The 18404-nt window shown below is 61.9% G+C and carries 8 protein-coding genes; 6 read left to right on the top strand and 2 right to left on the bottom strand.

Translation table 11 applies throughout. The features are described 5' to 3' along the window. The first annotated feature begins 14 nt into the window (after nt 1–14). From FFS13_RS14145 to rfbD, 6 genes are all read left to right on the top strand, one after another. Nucleotides 15–926 carry a glycosyltransferase family 2 protein gene (locus FFS13_RS14145; protein WP_137819725.1) on the top strand — a complete coding sequence of 304 codons (912 nt, stop codon included), beginning with the start codon at nt 15–17 and terminating at the stop codon, nt 924–926. Next, nucleotides 919–1800: an NAD(P)-dependent oxidoreductase gene (locus FFS13_RS14140; RefSeq protein ID WP_137819724.1), complete on the top strand. Its 882-nt coding sequence runs from the start codon at nt 919–921 to the stop codon at nt 1798–1800. Before FFS13_RS14145 ends, FFS13_RS14140 begins: the two co-directional genes overlap by 8 nt. 175 nt (nt 1801–1975) lie before the next feature. Next, nucleotides 1976–3109 carry a dTDP-glucose 4,6-dehydratase gene (rfbB, locus tag FFS13_RS14135; protein ID WP_137819723.1) on the top strand — a complete coding sequence of 378 codons (1134 nt, stop codon included), beginning with the start codon at nt 1976–1978 and terminating at the stop codon, nt 3107–3109. Then, a complete protein-coding gene (gene rfbA, locus FFS13_RS14130) occupies nt 3106–3978 on the top strand; it encodes a glucose-1-phosphate thymidylyltransferase RfbA (RefSeq protein WP_137819722.1) in 873 nt (290 codons plus the stop codon). Before rfbB ends, rfbA begins: the two co-directional genes overlap by 4 nt. Then, a complete protein-coding gene (gene rfbC / locus FFS13_RS14125; protein WP_137819721.1) occupies nt 3975–4520 on the top strand; it encodes a dTDP-4-dehydrorhamnose 3,5-epimerase in 546 nt (181 codons plus the stop codon). Before rfbA ends, rfbC begins: the two co-directional genes overlap by 4 nt. Further along, nucleotides 4517–5377 (top strand): dTDP-4-dehydrorhamnose reductase, encoded by an 861-nt coding sequence (gene rfbD, locus FFS13_RS14120; protein WP_137819720.1) that lies wholly within the window; start codon nt 4517–4519, stop codon nt 5375–5377. The genes rfbC and rfbD overlap by 4 nt, the downstream gene beginning before the upstream one ends. Before the next feature lie 372 nt (nt 5378–5749). Here rfbD and FFS13_RS14115 read toward each other — a convergent pair whose 3' ends face one another. Continuing rightward, entirely contained in the window at nt 5750–6790 is a 1041-nt protein-coding gene (locus FFS13_RS14115; protein WP_137819719.1) for an acyltransferase, read from the bottom strand. Between the two features lie 978 nt (nt 6791–7768). Then, nucleotides 7769–18124, bottom strand: coding sequence for a peroxidase family protein (locus tag FFS13_RS14110; protein ID WP_137819718.1), 10356 nt, complete (start codon nt 18122–18124; stop codon nt 7769–7771). Nucleotides 18125–18404 lie beyond the last annotated feature (280 nt).

Below are 18404 nucleotides of genomic sequence, written 5' to 3'. Positions count from 1 at the left end.
GGAGTTTTTTGCTTTTGGAATTACTTGAAACGAAGAACAGGGTTTCCGTGGTCATCGTCAACCATAATGCCGGCTCCTACCTGAGCCGCTGCCTGGTCAGTTGCAGCGCCCAGGTCGCGGAAATCATTCTGGTGGATAACGCTTCCAGCGACGACAGCCTGGGGCAGGCGGAAAAGACCGTTCCCGCCGGTACCCGTCTCAAGGTCATACGCAACACCAGCAACCTGGGCTTCGCCCGAGCCTGCAATCAGGGCGCGACCATGGCCGAGGGGGATTTCCTGCTGTTCCTCAACCCCGACAGCGAACTGGCGCCCGATGCGGTGAACAGCCTGACTCGCGCGGCCAACAGCCACACGTCCGTGGGCATGGTCGGCGGCCTGTTGCTCAATGCCGATGGCAGCGAACAGGCCGGTGGCCGCCGTTCAGTACCGACGCCCTGGCGCACCTTCGTCCGGGCATTCGGTTTGGCCAGCCTCGCCCAACGTTATCCGCGGCTGTTCTCGGACTACTTGTTGCATCTCTCGCCCCTGCCAGAGGCGGCAGTCGAGGTGGAAGCCATTTCCGGCGCCTGCATGTTGGTGCCCCGACATGCCCTTGAGCGAGTCGGCGCTATGGACGAGGGCTACTTCATGCACTGCGAAGACCTGGACTGGTGCATGCGCTTCCGCGCCGCAGGCTTGCGTATCCTATTCGAGCCTGGCGCCCGCATAACCCACCACAAAGGCCGCTGTAGCGTGGCACGCCCCTTCTTTGTCGAGTGGCACAAGCACCTCGGCATGGTGCGCTTTTACCGCAAGTTCTTTCGCAATCAGTACCCAGGGGCGCTGATGGGCATGGTGGTTTCCGGTGTGTGGCTGCGCTTTAGCGCGGTCGTCTGCTATCACTTGCTGAAACGCTCGTGGCAGCGGGGTAATAAGGATGCCTGATGGTGGCGTGGGCGTGCTGGGGGCGCGTAGCCTAGTGGGGACTAGCCTGCTAACGCTGCTGGCCGGCTCGGAGCGCAAGGTCATTGCCTTTTCCAGGCAACCGCCAGAGGTTGTTAAGGATGCGCGGGGCGAGTGGCGGCGCTTTCCCGAGCCTGCTGGCGCCAACGCGCTTGCCGAACCCATTCGCCGCTGGATCAGCCTGCTCCCCATCTGGGTGCTGGTTGAAGTCCTGCCGCAGCTTGGCGCCATGGGTGCACAACGTGTGATAACCCTTTCCTCCACCAGCCTGATGGCCAAGGATCACTCCCCTGACCCGCGTGAGCGCCAGTTGGCCCAGCGCTTGGCCGACAGCGAGGCATCCTTCCAGAGCTGGGCCGAAGCCAATCGGGTCGATTGGATCATCCTGCGTCCAACCCTGATTTATGGGCATGGCCAGGATAGGAACGTAGCCGAGATGGCCCGGACCATCCAGCGGCTGGGCTTCTTCCCGGTTTTCGGCAAGGCCCTGGGGCTGCGGCAACCCGTGCATGCCGACGATGTAGCGGCGGCATGCACGGCCGCCCTGAACAAACCATTAACCGGTAAGACTTATATCTTGTCCGGGGCCGAAGCGTTGAGTTACCAGGACATGCTAGCCAGAGTATTCGCCGCCCTGGGGAAACCGACACGGATCGTGCGCCTGCCCTTGCCACTCTTCAGGCTTGCCCTGGTTCTGCTACGCCGCCTCCCCCGCTACCGCGACTGGACAATCGGGATGGCTGAACGTATGAGCCACGATCAAGCCTTTAGCCACAGCGCTGCGTACCAGGATCTCGACTTCCGTCCAAGGCCTTTCGTCCTGACCAGGGGGGACATCCCCTGGTCAGGCACCTGAATAATCACCTATGAATCCGACAGTTAATCAAGATGAATCGGCCTGTGACGTTTTTTGTAGGAACGAGCTCCTACAGGCCCTTCACCCTACTGGCTGCCAGATAACCAACTGATCATGGCGGGCGTGAAGTTCATGCCGCCTCACTAGCTGAACTTAAGGAAAAAAGGCAATTGATATGCGGATTCTGATCACCGGCGGTGCCGGCTTTATCGGCTCAGCGCTGATTCGCCACCTGCTGAACGACACCGAACACCAAGTGCTCAATCTGGACAAGCTGACCTACGCCGGCAACCTGGAGTCGCTGGCCAGCGTCGCGGACAACCCGCGCTACCAATTTTTGCAGGCCGATATCGGCGATCAGCCCGAGGTGGCGCAGGCGCTAGCGCAGTTCCAGCCGGACGCCGTCATGCACCTGGCCGCCGAATCCCACGTCGATCGCTCCATCGACGGTCCGGCAGCGTTTATCCAGACCAATATCGTCGGCACCTACAGCCTGCTGGAGGCCACCCGCGCCTACTGGCAGAACCTGCCAACCGAACGAAAGCAGGCGTTCCGCTTCCACCACATCTCCACCGACGAGGTGTACGGCGACCTGCACGGAGTCGATGACCTGTTCACCGAAACCACACCCTACGCGCCCAGCTCGCCCTACTCGGCGAGCAAGGCCGCCTCGGATCATCTGGTGCGCGCCTGGCAACGCACCTACGGACTGCCGGTGCTAGTGACCAACTGCTCGAACAACTACGGCCCCTATCACTTCCCGGAAAAGCTGATCCCGCTGGTGATCCTCAATGCCCTGGATGGCAAGCCGCTGCCGGTCTACGGCAACGGCCAGCAGGTGCGCGACTGGCTGTATGTCGAGGATCACGCCCGCGCCCTATTAAAGGTGGTGAGCGAGGGCCAGGTGGGCGAGACCTACAACATCGGCGGGCACAACGAGAAGCGCAACCTCGAAGTGGTGGAAAGCATTTGTGCGTTGCTGGATGAGCTAATGCCACTGCAGCCCACCGCTGTAGGAGCGAGCAGGCTCGCGAAGCAATCCGCAACCGAGGCGATGCCTGACGGCGCGAACCGTGGGCAAGCCCGCTCCTACAAAGAGCTCATCACTTTTGTGAAGGATCGCCCCGGCCACGACCTGCGTTATGCAATCGATGCTTCCAAGATCCAGCGCGAGCTGGCCTGGGTGCCGCAGGAAACCTTTGAAACCGGCCTGCGCAAGACCGTGCAGTGGTACCTGGACAACCTCGACTGGTGCCGCCGCGTACAGGACGGTAGTTATCAACGTGAACGACTGGGAGCTTCAGTATGAAAGGAATAATTCTCGCCGGCGGCTCCGGCACCCGCCTGCACCCGATCACCCTCGGCGTGTCCAAGCAATTGCTGCCGATCTACGACAAGCCGATGGCCTACTACCCAGTCTCGGTGCTGATGCTCGCCGGCATCCGTGAAATCCTGATCATCTCCACTCCGCACGACCTGCCGCAGTACCGTAACCTGCTGGGCGATGGCAGCCAGTTCGGTGTGGAGTTCAGCTATGCCGAGCAGCCCTCGCCGGACGGCTTGGCGCAGGCTTTCCTGATCGGCGAGGAGTTTATCGGTGACGATTCGGTGTGCCTGATCCTCGGCGACAACATTTTCCACGGCCAGCACTTCAGCGAGCAGCTCAAACGTGCCGCCGCCGAGCCTAGCGGCGCCAGCGTGTTCGGCTACTGGGTGAAAGACCCCGAGCGCTTCGGCGTGGTCGATTTCGACGAGCAGGGCCGTGCGCTGTCCATCGAGGAGAAGCCTAAGCAGCCGAAATCCAGCTATGCGGTGACCGGTCTGTACTTCTACGACAACGACGTGATCGAGATCGCCAAGGCGGTCAAGCCCTCACCTCGCGGCGAACTGGAGATCACCGACGTCAACAACGCCTACCTCGAGCGCGGCGAGTTGCGTGTGGAAAAGCTCGGCCGCGGCTTCGCCTGGCTCGACACCGGCACCCATGACAGCCTGCTGGAAGCCTCGCAATATGTGCAGACCATCGAGCACCGCCAGGGCCTGAAGGTCGCCTGCCTGGAAGAAATCGCCTTCCACAACGGCTGGATCGATCGTGCGCAACTGCTCAAGCAGGCCGAGGCCTTCGGCAAGACCGGCTATGGCCAGTACCTGTTCAAACTGGCGGGGGAGCATGTATGAAGGTGATCGCCACCGAGCTGCCGGACGTCCTGATCCTCGAACCCCAGGTGTTCGGCGATGAACGCGGCTTTTTCTATGAGAGTTTCAACGCCCGCGCCTTCGAAGAGGCCACCGGCCGCAAACCGGCGTTCGTCCAGGACAACCACTCGCGCTCGCAGCGCGGGGTGTTGCGCGGCCTGCACTACCAGCTCCAGCAGGCACAGGGGAAACTGGTGCGGGTCACGGCCGGCGAGGTGTTCGACGTGGCGGTGGATATTCGCCGCGGCTCGCCGAATTTCGGCCGCTGGGTCGGCGTGCGGCTGTCCGCCGAGAACAGGCGCCAGTTATGGGTGCCGGAAGGCTTCGCCCATGGCTTCCTGGTGCTCAGCGAGTTCGCCGAGTTCCTCTACAAGACCACCGACTACTACGCCCCGGCCCACGAGCGCTGCATCCGCTGGGACGACCCGACCCTGGCAATCGACTGGCCGCTGAGCACACCGCCGCAGCTCTCGGTCAAGGACCAGGCCGGCCTGTCGCTGAACGACGCCGAGCTGTTCCCATGAGAATCCTCATTACTGGCCGGCACGGCCAAGTCGCCCGAGAGCTGCAACTGACCCTGGACGGAACAGCCGAAGTCATCGCCCTTGGCCGTGAACAGCTGGACCTGAGCGACAGCGCGCAGATCCGCCGGCAGGTGCGTAGCCTGTGCCCCGAGCTGATCATCAACGCCGCCGCGTATACCGCGGTGGACCAGGCCGAAAGCGAGCCCGAGCAGGCCTTCGCGCTCAACGCCACGGCCCCTGGCGTGCTGGCCGAGGAGGCCGCCGCGCTGGGCGTGCCGCTGATCCACTACTCCACCGACTATGTGTTCGACGGCAGCAAGCCGTCTCCTTACCAGGAAGACGATGCGCCCAACCCGCTCGGCGTCTACGGCCAGAGCAAGCTGGCCGGCGAGCAGGCGATCCAGGCGGTCGGCGGCGCACACCTGATCCTGCGCACCAGTTGGGTCTATTCCCTGCACGGGCGCAACTTCCTGCTGACCATGCAACGCCTGCTACAGGAGCGCGAGGAACTCAGGGTGGTAGACGACCAGATCGGCGCGCCGACCTGGGCCGGCAGCATCGCTCAGGCTACTGCCCAACTGATCGAGCGCTGGCAGCAGGGTAACCCACATTGGGGCACCTACCATTTCAGCTGCCAGGGCGAGACCTCCTGGTTCGGCCTCGCCAGTGCCATCGCCGAACGGCTCAAGGCCGAAGGCAAGCCCTACGCGCGCCTCGTGCCCATCCCCTCCAGCGCCTACCCGACCCCGGCCCCGCGCCCGCTCAACTCGCGGCTGGCCTGCACGCGCTTGCAGGCCGATTGGGGTGTGGTTCTGCCCGACTGGCACGCGGCCCTGCTCGACTGCCTGCGCGGCTGAGCCGCCCTGCGTAGCCCGGTCGCCGACTCAATCGTAGGCTGGGTTTCGTAGGGGCTCTACCCAACCTACGAACTAATTTCTCGCTCGCCTTTGCCACAGCATTGCAGGGTCCGAGCCCCATGACTACGGCCAGCACCATTCCGACATTCTAGTGTGCTGTCTCAGAATTATTGTTTCGATGACACCGGCTCGTAGGGTGCGCCGTGCGCACCAGGCACCCGGTGTCAGTGGTGCGCACGGCGCACCCTACACAGGCCAGCCCAGCCGCTTGAGCAATGATTATTGCGAGACAGCACACTAGGAATCGGCGACCGAAAAGCGCTACGACGTGCAGCTCAATTCGGTTATCAATACGTTTGAGAGCGGAGCAAGTTATTTCCCAGTTTCATATTTGCTTGATAGATACCGAAGTTGCATTCTGCCTCGCAAAAACTCCAGAGGGCGCTCGGCAAGGTAATATGACAACGCTCCAATAGCGACAGACGCTATGATGGCCAAAGCCATCCAGGCAATGCTGTTCTTGTGCGTCGCTGAGAGTTTGAGAAGCATAAGAAAGTGGAATAGATATATAGAATAGCTCCACTTCCCGATCATGCTGATAGGGGCGGTTCGGAGAACTGCCCCCAGCCAACCTCGCCCATCAATAAGGGCCATTATAAAAAACAACCACAACAAACTAAACGGGATATGTTTGTTCATCAGGTCGTCTGTCATGGGTATTCCAAATAGGTAAAACCGTGCACCGGGAGACGACAGGATCATCAGTAAAAGGATGCCGATTCCAATATATAGAGATGCTCTACCGGAAATTGCCGTGCTTAGCTTCGTATAAATGACGGCGCCGGTGCACCCGAAGATGAAGCTTGGCACATACCAAGAGGTAAATATCGAACTCTCTTGTAGTTCCCAGAAAGGAAATAATGCTTGATGGACTGCGATAAAAATCACAGTAAAGACTACAGCCCCCTTCCATCCTGCGAATCGGTGAGCGGCTATCAGGCACCAAAGTAATAGCGGAAGAATAGCGTAGAACTTAAACTCTACCGGGATAGTCCAGAAGTGCATTAGGCCTGTATTGAATAGCAATGCGTCGATTGTCTTTTGCCAAGAGACCAGGCCAACCCATGCGTACACAAGCACCGCTAACATGAACAGAGGGATAATACGCAAGAATCGCCCGAGACCATAATTAACAAGGGCTAATGGGCGCATTTGTGAGAGTAGTAGCTTATGGGAAAGTAAAAATGCGCTAAGCACGAAGAACAGCCAGACCCCAATTTTTCCGCAGCCTTTGAGATAAGGGAAAGATGCTGGGAAGAAAACCGCAACGGCATGTACGAGCAAAACGATCAGGCAGGCAAGTCCGCGGATACCATCCGCCGCAATAAAACGTATAGGTCCGTCGCCGATCATCGCCCCCCCTACTGATTGCTATACGCTTAGCATGTGGTAGGTGCGGATTATGCAGAGCAAGAGCAAATAACTCAAACCAATAGCCCGCCCCGCGCGCAATGCTGTTCACTTAAGCATGCGCCAGCGCTTTTTATCCCCTCGCCCCTTTGGGGAGAGGGTTAGGGAGAGGGGAGCATGGTCAAATGAATTCACTTTTGCCCGCTATTTACCCTCTCCCCCAGCCCCTCTCCCGTAAACGGGCGAGGGGAGCCAAATGCACAGACCTTAAGTGAACAGCATTGCGCCCCGCGCGGGCTTTTTCATATCTGGAGGTCAACATGTCACAACCAGAGCGCGATATAGATATGCTCGCCCGCACGATCCGGGGCGAAAGCAGAGATTAGGCCCTGCCGGTCAGATCGCGGTGGGCGGGGCGATCCGCAACCGGGTGAAGATAGATCTGTATGACGACGGCAAGCCGGACTGTCTGAATGACCCGATTGTCGGCACTAGTGGCCTGTGTAGGGTGCGCCGTGCGCACCACTGACAACCGGGTGCCTGGTGCGCACGGCGCACCCTACGAGCCGGTGTCATCGAAACAATAATTCTGAGACAGCACACTAGTCGCAGTGGTAGCAGTTACGACTGAAACGCAACTAAGTTTCGTGAAGCGCTCCCCAGCCTACGCACTGTTTGCGCGGGTGAGCCGCCCTTTGTAGCCCGGTCGCCGACTCAATCGTAGGCTGGGTAGAACGGAGTGAAACCCAGCCTACGAACTGCATCAGCTGTTGCAAGGCGCGCGTTGGAAAAACGCAAAACCCGTAGGAGCTGCCGCCCAACTCAAGATTTAACGGGTACACAGCGAAAATTGTTGCGTGAAGACAGCGCGTTTTTCGGGGGGGTTACCGTTAGAAAAAAATATGGTGTGCGGCTTTGCGCCGCACACCACAACTCTTTATAGCGAGTGCTGTTTGTAGCTAGTGCCTTCTGGCGCTCTCCTCATACCCCCAGGGTAAAATCGGTTTGGGTTACGGTGGCCGCGTCGACGATACCCACCAGGCGGATTGAGCCCGCACCAATCGTCACCAAGGTGTCCGCGCCGACATCGGCGATGGTCACGCTGGCGGCAAAGTTCGCCGCGGTCACTCCCAGCGCTGCGATGTTGAGCACGTCCTGCCCCCCGGCCGGATTGGCGTCGAAGCCCTGGACCGAGTCGGTGCCGAAACCGGCAGCAAACACGAAGGTATCGTTGCCGGCCCCACCGATGAGCGTGTCGTTGCCTGCACCGCCAAAGAGTACATCGTTGCCGTTGCCACCGCTTAGCACGTCGTTACCCACGCCGCCTCTGAGCACATTGGCGAGTCCGTTGCCGGTACCGGTGAAGTTACCGACGCCACCGTAGACGAGACGCTCGACGTTGGCACCCAGCGTGTAGCTGTTGAGCAAGGTAAAGACCATGTCATCGCCTGCGCCGCCAAACTCGGTGACCAGGTCTCCGACCTCGGTGACGATATAGGTATCGTCACCGACACCAGCAGCCATGCTATCGGCCCCGGCTCCGCCGTTGAGCGTGTCATTGCCGGCGCTACCGCTGAGCGTGTCGTTACCCCCGCCACCGTTGAGCACGTCGTTACCCACACCACCCGTGATCGCGTTGTTGAGCGCATTGCCGGTACCGGTGAAGTTGCCGACGCCGCCATAGACGAGACGCTCGACGTTGGCACCCAGCGTATAGCTGGTGAGCAAGGTAAAGACCACGTCATTGCCTCCGCCAGCAAGCTCGGTGACCCCGTCTCCGACCTCGGTGACGATATAGGTATCATCATCGGCGCCACCGGCCATGGCATCGGCCCCGGCTCCGCCATTGAGCGTGTCGTTGCCGGTGCCACCAAAGAGCGTGTCATTGCTCCCGCCAGCGTTGAGCACGTCATTACCCGCGTCACCGTCGAGCACGTCGATACCCGCGGCCCCCGTGATGGTGTTGGCCAAGGCGTTACCGGTGCCCGTGTGGTTGCCACCACCAAAGAAGGTGAGGTTCTCGACGTTGGCCCCCAAGGCGTAACTCGCCAGCGAGGTCCGCACCGTATCCGTGCCTTCGCCGAGGAGTTCGTTCACCACATCCCCAAGCTCGGTGACTTCATAGGTATCGTTGCCCAGCCCGCCGGTCATAATGTCGTTGCCAGCCAACCCATTCAGGGTGTCGTTACCGCCGAGCCCCTGGATCTCGTCGCCGCCCGCTGTGCCGGTAAGCACATCGTCTCCTGCAGTGCCGATGATGAGAGACCCCACCAACTCCGTCGGCGCCGAGGTCACCGTTTCCAGCGTGCCGAGGTCGTCGGTGTAGGTGACGACGACGCGCAGCTGCTGACCGATCTGCGCCAGGGTCGGCGTGAAGGTCGCGGTGGTAGCGCCGGCGATAGCGACGAAGGGGTCTGCGCCGGTTCTTGCTTGCCACTGATACGAGAGCGTCGGGTTAACCGGGCCGTCGGGATCGGTGAAGGCGCGGATGGCGGTCAACTGCCGACCGGTAAGGGGCGTCGTGTCGCTAATCAGCATGGTGCCGACCGGTGCGTCTTGGACGGAAACCGCCGCCACCACGTCCGTCGTTGCCGAGAACACGGTCTCGAGCACACCGTTGGCGTCCTGGTAGATGGCTTTGACGCGCAGCACTAGCCCGGCGAGATCCGCCGTCACCCTGAAGGTTGGGCCGTTTGCACGTTCATCGCCTAGCCCGGTCGCCACGATTATGTCTTCAAAGACGCCGTCGCCGCGCACATCGGCCTGCCACTGATAGCTCACAGGCCCGGTGATCGCACCACCAAGGTTGTCCGCATCGGTCACCCCGGGCACCGATGCCGCCAGTAGCGAGCCGACTTCCGGTGTGGTGTCGTTGATCGTCACCAAGCCCAGCGGCTCGGCGTTCAAGCCGGCGACGAGCACCATCGACTGATCGTTGAACTGCAGCCGCTCGATGTTGATGATGCTGTCAGTCCCGTCCCTGCCATCGACAAGGTCGGTGACCGTGTAGGAGATAAAGTCGTCGGCAATGTCGAGCGTCCCGTTATCGTGAAAGACCTCCGTGACCACATAATCAGCGAGAAGGCCCGAGTACCCGGCGGTGTCGAAGTTAAAGCCGACACTCCCAGGCAGGATCTCACGGACGATGACAAGCTGGCCGGGGTTGATGGTGCCTGCGAAGATGTCCGCCTGGAGCTCGGTCATGCTGTTGGCACTGCGGAACTCCGTGAGAGGATCGTCCGGGTTGGTGCGTACGCTGATGCGCACATTCAGCCAACGGTCGCCGTCGATGAGGTCGTCACCGCCATTGCCTTGGATGATGTCACTGCCGTTGCCGCCCAGGATGATATTGCCCGAACTGAACGAAGTCACAGGTACTCCGGGCGCCCCGAGCACGTCATTGAGCAAGCCCTGCAGACCATTGATCAGGCTGATATTGGTCAGCACGCTGCCCGTGAAGCCGGAGGCGGCGATCGCGGCCGCGTTGGCATCATCGCCATGCAGGATATCGCTGAACGCCGAGCCCGAGAGACCTTCCACCGATTCGTACCGGGCAAGGGTCGATGCGGGCGACAGCGGCACCGGCGTTTCATCGAAGGCGCGCAGGCGCAAGTCGACGCTCGCGCCAGCTGTAGCGTCCTTAAAGACGGCCCAGTCGAAACCGGAGCTACCGATGTAGCGATCCACCTGGCCACCATTGCCGACCATGATGTCGTCGCCGCCTTCACCCAACATCCTGTCGGCTACAGTGTCGCCGATGAAGACGTCGTTACCGATAATCGAGTCCAGCCCGCGGGTGTCGAAGTTCTCGCCGGCACTGCCATCGGCCATGCCGTGTTCGAGCCAGTCGTCGCCTTCGTTGCCGAACAGCATTTCGACCGGTTTAACGCCGAAGATGAAGTCGTTGCCGGTGCCGCCGAAGGCCTCCGACTCGTCTTCGCCGGTGACGATGAAGTCGTTGCCGAAGCCACCGAGGATCAGGTTGACGCCGTTGCCGCCCTGGATGGCGTCGTTACCGTCGCCGCCCTGAAGGTTGTCGTCGCCGCCCAGGTCCGTGATGATGTCGTCGCCGGCACCACCGAGGATCATGTCGTTACCGTAGCCGCCCTCGAGTCTGTCGTTGCCAGCGTCGCCATAGAGCGTGTCGTCGCCCTCGCTGGAGATGATGGTGTCATTTCCGCTGGGGTTAGCGAGGTTGCCTGGATTCGTGCCGCCGAGGACGACATGCTGGTCGCCGGTGTATTTGAGGAAGCCCGGGGCGCGGCTCACCAGCGGAGTCAGAGCGCCGAGGGCGACGGGATCGGCACGGCCGTCAAGGCCGAGACCGGTGAACTGCGACGCCTGATCGACCTCGAGGGTAAAGCCCGGCGTCGAGAACACGTCGCCCGGCAGGTGCGTCGCGTTGGTGTTGGCCATGATCAACTTGGCGAACGAGTTGTTCTCCAGCTCCGTGAGGAAGTTCAGCCCCGCGGTGCGCTCCAGGTAGTAGAAGCGGTCGCCGTTCTGCAACTTCTCCATCTGGTTTTCGAACACGTAGTTGAAGGTCGAGCCGAGCAGGCCGCCGAACGGCATCTGCTTCTCGGCGAGGCCGCCGATCCACAGGTCGACGTTGTTGAGGCCGCCACGGCTGTCCTCATTCGGGCCTAAGCCATCCGGCGCGAAGGCACCGGTCGCGTTCAGGAAGTCGAGACGGTCGGCCGGCACAGGCACGGTCGGATTGTCTCCGAGCGTGAGCACGTCTCCATCAATACCACCGTCCCCGTAAACCAGGGCGTAGGCGGCCGCGCGCTTGGCAAGAGTCGTCGTCGCAAGCGTGACCGAATCATGCGTGCCGTAGGCGGCGATGAAATTGACGAGCGAGGCTTCGTGCTTCAGGTGGCCGGCAAAATCGGCCCAGCTCTCGTACGGCTTGAGCTGGCTGTCGCCGGTCCAGGTGTAGAACTGGGCCCGCGCCTGGTTGAGTGATGGCACGCCGGTATCGCGGCCGCGCGCCAGGTTGATGGCCGGCAGATCGAGCGGCAGGCCGAGCAAGTTGTTGCGCACCGCATCGGTGACGAACTCGTCGATCTCGTTGCCGACCTGGCGGGTGACGCCACGAATGATGGCGCCGGCTGCTTCCCCGGGCGTCGCGCCGCTGGCGGTGAACTCGAGCGGATTGAGGAAGGCCTCGATCAGACCAATCTGCGCGGTATCCGCGCCGACCAGGCTGAAGTCCGCGTCGAAGCGATCGATGGTGTCGGGCAGCAAGGAGTGGCCGAAGCGATAGACGACGTGGGCGAACTCGGCAACGATCGCCGGATTGATCGTCGAATCGTAGCCCTGGCCTTCAGCCAGGAATACGTCGACTTGCGGCTGGACCTTGCGCGCGAACTCCTCGAACACCAGGTGCTGATACTGCATCTCGGTGCCGAAGCGGGCGGCCTGGAACAGGCGCTCGCCGTTCCACGAACCGTCCGGGAACTGCCACTGCGCGATAAACGCCGGATCATTGCTGGCGAGGACCACGTCCTGGATGTGTTGGACCAGGCGGTTGTGCTCGGCGTGGAACACGAAGTGGACCGCGGTCAGGCCGATGTTCTCGTTGCCGCGGCCGTCGCCGGTGATTAAGTGCGCATCGAGCAGTTCGTTGTCGTAGGTCGCGGGATCAAGGTCATCGCCGAACAGGCCCTCGAGGCCGGCATCGGCATCGGCGACCTGGGGAATCCCCGGCGTGGCGGGATTTCCGTCGTTATCGAACAGTCCCGGAGACGCGTGATGGGCGATGTCATTGAGGAAGGCGTGGCCAGAGCGCAGCCCGTTGGCCGGCACCAGGGTGCCCAAGCCGCCGTTGTCCGCCGGGTTCGCCTCGACGAGACCGGTGGTGGTGACGAACTGGGCAAAGCCGTTCACGCCGGGGATGAATTTGCCGTAGGCGTCGGTGGCCAGCAGCGGAACGTCGTGGATGTCGAAATCGCTCAGCTGGATGCCGAGCAGATCCGCGGCCTGAGCCTTGACCTCGGCCCAGCTGCCGATGCCGCCGTTGGCGCCATCGATCAGCCGGCCGGTGGCGACAGGGCGCAACGGAGTTCCAGCAAGGCCGTCGTGATCGACGAGCACGTACTCGCGCAGGAACACCTGGTGCGAGGCATGCGAGGTGTAGGTCTGGTTCTGGTCGACGAACGGAGTCGTCTCGTTGTTGTGGAAGTGGACGTCGTCGGACGTGCCGAGTGTGAGATCGGCTCCGGCGTTGACGGCGCTGTTGGTGGCCCGTGTCAGCACCATGAAGTTAGTCGGACTGCCCGCAACGAACAGCGGATCGTCCGGCTGCAACGGCATGAAGACCGTGCCGCTGCCGCCCTTGTCGACCAGGTCGAGGCCGTGATCGAAGAACTGGCCGAAGAAGGTGAACCAGGTGTTGAAGCTCGCGGACAGGCCCTCGTCCGTCGCCGTGTTGGGGAGGGTCAGGGTCACGCCGCCCGGAATAGGGACACCAGCGAGGTCAAGCAGGACACCATTCACGTCCAGGGTGCCAAAGCCTGCATCGACGTAAGCCTGCACGGCGACCGGATTGGTGATCGTCTGATCGACGATCAGATTGCTGATGATGCGCGGATCGGCATCGGCGACGCTGATGGTGCTGGCGTAGTTGGTGTTGATCACCGGCCCGAAGGTGTCGCCGTCCGCATCATCGCGGAACACCTGATCCAACAGCAGCGGGAAGTTCTGGTCCGAGGCGCCGAAGTCGGTCTGGCCCCGGACCAGGTTGTTGAACGTGCCGTCGACCGTGCGCAGGCCGAACGGCAGGCGTGAGTTCGGGATAACGTCGAGGACATTACCGTCCGGACGGCTTTCCGCGAACAATATCTGGTCGAGTATGAATTGCAGGTCGGCGCGGATCAGATGGAGACCGTTGCCAGGGCTGGTGGTTGGCGACTCTAGTGGCACAGGTGCTACTGGCGGAAGAGCGACAACACCAGTGACCGCCGTGGTTGAGGCAGAGAACACGTTCTCCAGCACGCCATTGGCGTCCTGGTAAACGGCCCTGGCGCGCAGCGCCAAGCCATCGAGGTCAGGCGTGACGCGGAAGGTATTGCCGTGCGCTGTCGCAGGGTTGCCGCCACCGAGCGCCACTATGTCCGTGAAGACGCCCGAGCCGGCGACCAATTCGACCTGCCAGACGAAGCTGATGGGGCCGGTGATGGTTCCGCCGGGATTGTCCGCATCGCTCACGCCCGCCGACGACACGGTCAACACTTGATTCACCGCCGGCGTAGGGTCGTCGATCGTCAGCAAGCCCAGCGGCTCGGCGTTGAGCCCGGGCACCAGGACGAGCGACGAGTCGGCGAACTGCAGCCGCTCGATGTTGACGAGACGGTCGATGCCATCGGTGCCGACGTTGTCGGTCACCGTGACGACATCGTCGCTAAAGTCGAGCGGGGTGAGGTTATCGTTGACGACGACCGTGTAATCCGCCTGGTTGCCGGAGAACATCGCCGTGTCGAAGGCGGCGGCGGCCGTGTTGATCTCACGAACGATGCTGAGCTGGCTGGGTGTGATTTCGCCCGAAAGCATATAGGGCACAAGCTCAGCCAGGCTATTGACACTGGTAATGACCGGTTGGCCTGCCGCAGGCACATGCCCGGTCACCTCGATGCGCACATTCAACCAGCGGTCGCCGTCGATCAGGTCGTCGCCGCCGCGGCCCTCGATGATGTCGCTGCCGCCGCCGCCGAGGATGATGTTGCCGGCGCCGAACGAGATCACGGGCGCCCCGAACGCCTGCGTGAGGAACTCCTGCAGGCCGGCGATGCGGGCGATGCCGGCAGCGTTGAGCGTGCTGTCCTGCGCATCGCCGGTGCCGATCTCGGCCGCATCGGCATCATCGCCGCGCAGCACGTCGCCGAACGCCGATCCCGTCAGACCTTCCACCTGGGCGAACCGATCGAGGATGCCTTGGTTCGAGGGCGCCACCGGCGGCTCGATGAAGTCGTTGACGAGCATGTCGGCGGTCACGCCGAGCTGATCGTTGTTGTAGCTGGCCCAGTCGAAACCGCCGCCGCCGCCAAAGTGATCCTCGCCGTCGGACATGACCATGATGTCGTCGCCGCCTTCGCCGTCGGCTTCATCGAAGCCGCCGCCGGTGATGAAGACGTCATGGCCGATCACCGTGCCGGCCTCTTGCGGGTCGAAATTGTCGCCGCCGGCGCCATCCGAGGTGCCGATCTCGATCCAGTCGTCGCCTTCGTTGCCGAAGGTCGGCAAGTTCATTTGCGCGCCGAGGATGAAGTCGTTGCCCTGACCGCCGAAGGTCTCGGAAACGTCCTCGCCGGTGATGATGAAGTCGCTGCCGTCACCGCCGAGGATCAGGTTGAAGCCGTTGCCGCCGTGGATGACGTCGTCGCCGGCATTGCCCTTGAGGATGTCGTCGCCACCCCAATCCGTGATGATGTCGTTGCCGTCGCCGCCTTCGATGTTGTCGACGCCGTCGCCGCCTTCAAGCCTGTCGTTGCCGCCGTCGCCCCAGAGCGTGTCGTCACCGATGCTGGCGATGAGGATGTCATCACCGGCGGTACCCCCGAGAACCACATGGTCTACGCCGGTGTAGCGCAGGTAGTTGGTGTCGAGGCCCGCGGTGGCGGGGTTGTCGCGAATCACCAGCGGAATGAGGGCGCTGCCGCCCAACGGGTCGGAGTTGTTGGCAATAAGATCCGGGCCAATGACATCATCGGCATTGCCCTGAATTCCGTCCGGGCCCGCATCGTTCAGACCCGTGAACTGTTTCGTCGGGTCGACCTCGAGGATAAAGCCCGGCGTCGAGAAGATGTCGGCCGGCAGGTGCGTCGCGTCGGTGTTGAGCATCACCAGCTTGGCGAACGAGTTGTTCTCCATCTCGTTGAGGAAGTTCAGCCCCGCCAGACGAGACAGATAGTAGAAGCGGTCGCCGTTCTGCAGTGCCTCCATCTGCGTCTCGAACACAAAGTTGAAGGTCGAGCCGAGCATGCCGCCGAAGGGCATCTGCTCCTCGGCCAGGCCGCCAACCCAGAAGTCGATGGCGTCGACGCCGGTGATGGTCACGCCGTCCGCGCCGCTCGCCCAGACGCCGGTGCTGTTGAGGAAGGCGAGACGGTCTGCTTCAAAGTCGATCGCAGCCTGCCCGGTCAATGTTGCATCGCCGAACACCAGGTTCATGGCCGCCGCGCGTTTGGCCGCCAGCGTCGTCGCGCCGGTGATGGTCCCGTGCGTGCCATAGGCAGCGATGAAGTTGACGACCGCCAGCTCGTGCTTCAGGTATTGCGTGAGGTCGAGCCAGCTGGTGTAAGGCTTGAGCTGGCTGTCGCTGGTCATTTCATAAAATTCACGGCGCGCCGCGTTCAAGGACGGAATGCCGGTATCGCGGCCACGGGTGATATTGATGGTGGGAAGGTCGAGCGGCAGGCCGAGGAGGTTGTTGCGCAGCGCCTCGGTGACGAACTCATCGATCTCGTTGCCGGCCTGGCGGGTCATGCCGCGCACGATGGCACCGGCTGCCGCTTCAGCACTGACGGTTACGGTTCCGCCCAGACCATCACTGAGCTGATTGAACGCGAGCGGGTTGAGGAAGGCCTCGATCAGGCCGATCTCGCTCGAGGCGAAGTTGGGGTCGAGGCGATCGACAGTCTCGGTCAGCATCGTGTGGCCGAAGCGATAGACCGTGTGCGCGAACTCGGCGACGATCGATGGATCGATAGTCGTATCGAACCCTTCCGGAGCCAGGAAGGCATCGACCATCGGCTGGACTTTACGGGCGAACTCTTCGAACACCAGGTGCTGGTACTGCATCTCGGTGCCGAATTTCGCGGCCTGGAACAGGCGCTCGCCATCCCACACCAGGGTCGACAGGTCAGCGGGAACTGCAACAACAGGCGTCAGCAGCCACTGGTTGAGAAAAGCCACGTCACCCGCCGCTGCCGCCTGCAGGATCACCTCCTTCGTATGATCGACCAGCCGGTTGTGCTCGGCGTGGAACACGTGGTGGACGGCGGTCAGGCCGATATTCTCATTGACGCGGCCGTCGCCGGCGATGAAGTGCGCGTCGAGCAGTTCGTTGTCATAGGTGGTGGCCAAGCCGTCGTCTGTACCGGCGACGGTATCGGCATCGACCACGAGCCCCGGGTTGGGCACCGCACTGTGAGCGATGTCGTTGAGGAAGGCATGGCCGGTGCGCACGGCGTTGACCGTACTGATGGGGGCAAGCGGATTCCCTTCCACTAGGCTGGTGGTGCCATCGGGGTTGCTCACCACCATCTGCACGAAGCCATTGGCGCCGGGAATGAAGTTGCCATAGGCATCGGTCGCCAGCAGCGGAATGTCGAACACGTCCGCATCCGTGAGATTGATGCCGAGAATATCGCGCGCCTGCGCCTTGACGACGGCCCAGGTGGCCATGCCGCCCGTACCCGGACCCGTGACAACGTCGTCCGCGTTGCCGAAGATGCCATCGCCGAGGATACGATTGACGATCAGCTTGCCGGTCGCAACCGGGTCGCCGGCGGCGTTTAACTCGTAGGCACGCAGGAACACCTGGTGCGAGGGATGCGAGCTGTAGGTCTGGTTCTGATCGACGAAGGGCGAGGTGGTATTGGTGTGCTCGTGGATGTCGTCGGCGGTGCCCAGAATGCCGTCCGGACCGGGTTGATTGGTGGCCCGCGTCAGCACCATGAAGTTGGTCGGGCTGCCCGCAACAAACAGCGGATCATCCGGCTGCAGCGGGATGAATATCGTGCCGCTGCCGCCCTTGGTCACCAGGTCGAGGCCGTGGTCGAAGAACTGGCCGAAGAAGGTGAACCAGCCGTTGAACGGCGCCGACAGGCCTACGTCCGGCGCTGTGTTGGGAATGAACAGAGTCTGGCCGGCAGGGATCGGCACACCATCGAGGTCCAGCAACGCACCTGTCAGAGGGTCGATGGTGCCCTGCCCCGCATCGACGAAAGCCTGCACAGCCGCCGGATTAGTGATCGTCTGGTCGACGACCAGGTTGCTGATGATCCGCGGCTGCGAGTCGAACACCAGGCCGCTGGTCTGGCTGTAGGAGGTGGCCGGCCCTGCGGGGCTGCCCGGGCCGAAGAAACCCGCCGGGCTACCCTCCGCCGGACGGAACAGCGGGGTGGTCAGGCGCGGAAACAGTGTGTCGGCTGCACCGAACTCGCTCTGCCCCGGGAATATGTGGTTGAACGATCCGTCTACCGTGCGCAGGCCAAAAGGCACGAATGAGTTCGGCAGCAGATCAGAAAGGCTTGGGCCGTCCGGGTCAGCGTCGGCTTCGGCGATGAAAATTTGCTGAAGAATGAACTCGAGATCGGATTTGATGAAGTTGGCCATGACTGTTTCCTCGATGCTTAATAAGTCAGGAAACCACATGCGTAAAACACAGCTACAAACATGTGGTTTAGCGTTGGACTCAATGAACAAAAACGACAGGACCTGGTATCACAGCCACGCCGAGTCCGTGCTGAATCGCATGCGCTCAGCCGTGCTCGACTACGGGGAATTCAGTCCCATAACAACTCCGCACCGACTGGGTCGGTGGTGTTGCTCAGGTCATAGGTGGCCCATGAAACTCGGGGGCTAAGACGGGTTTCGGGAAAAGTACCTTCACTCT

This window comes from Pseudomonas sp. 2FG (genome assembly GCF_005502935.1).
Classification (GTDB): domain Bacteria; phylum Pseudomonadota; class Gammaproteobacteria; order Pseudomonadales; family Pseudomonadaceae; genus Aquipseudomonas.
The sequence above is the reverse complement of the archived record's forward strand: the minus strand, read 5'-3'. Positions and strand labels throughout refer to the sequence as shown.

Coding starts and splice junctions, on each gene's coding strand:
- FFS13_RS14140 (WP_137819724.1), top strand. CDS start 919: ATGCCTGATGGTGGCGTGGGCGTGCTGGGGGCGCGTAGCCTAGTGGGG.
- rfbB (WP_137819723.1), top strand. CDS start 1,976: ATGCGGATTCTGATCACCGGCGGTGCCGGCTTTATCGGCTCAGCGCTG.
- rfbA (WP_137819722.1), top strand. CDS start 3,106: ATGAAAGGAATAATTCTCGCCGGCGGCTCCGGCACCCGCCTGCACCCG.
- rfbC (WP_137819721.1), top strand. CDS start 3,975: ATGAAGGTGATCGCCACCGAGCTGCCGGACGTCCTGATCCTCGAACCC.
- rfbD (WP_137819720.1), top strand. CDS start 4,517: ATGAGAATCCTCATTACTGGCCGGCACGGCCAAGTCGCCCGAGAGCTG.
- FFS13_RS14115 (WP_137819719.1), bottom strand. CDS start 6,790: ATGATCGGCGACGGACCTATACGTTTTATTGCGGCGGATGGTATCCGC.
- FFS13_RS14110 (WP_137819718.1), bottom strand. CDS start 18,124: ATGGCCAACTTCATCAAATCCGATCTCGAGTTCATTCTTCAGCAAATT.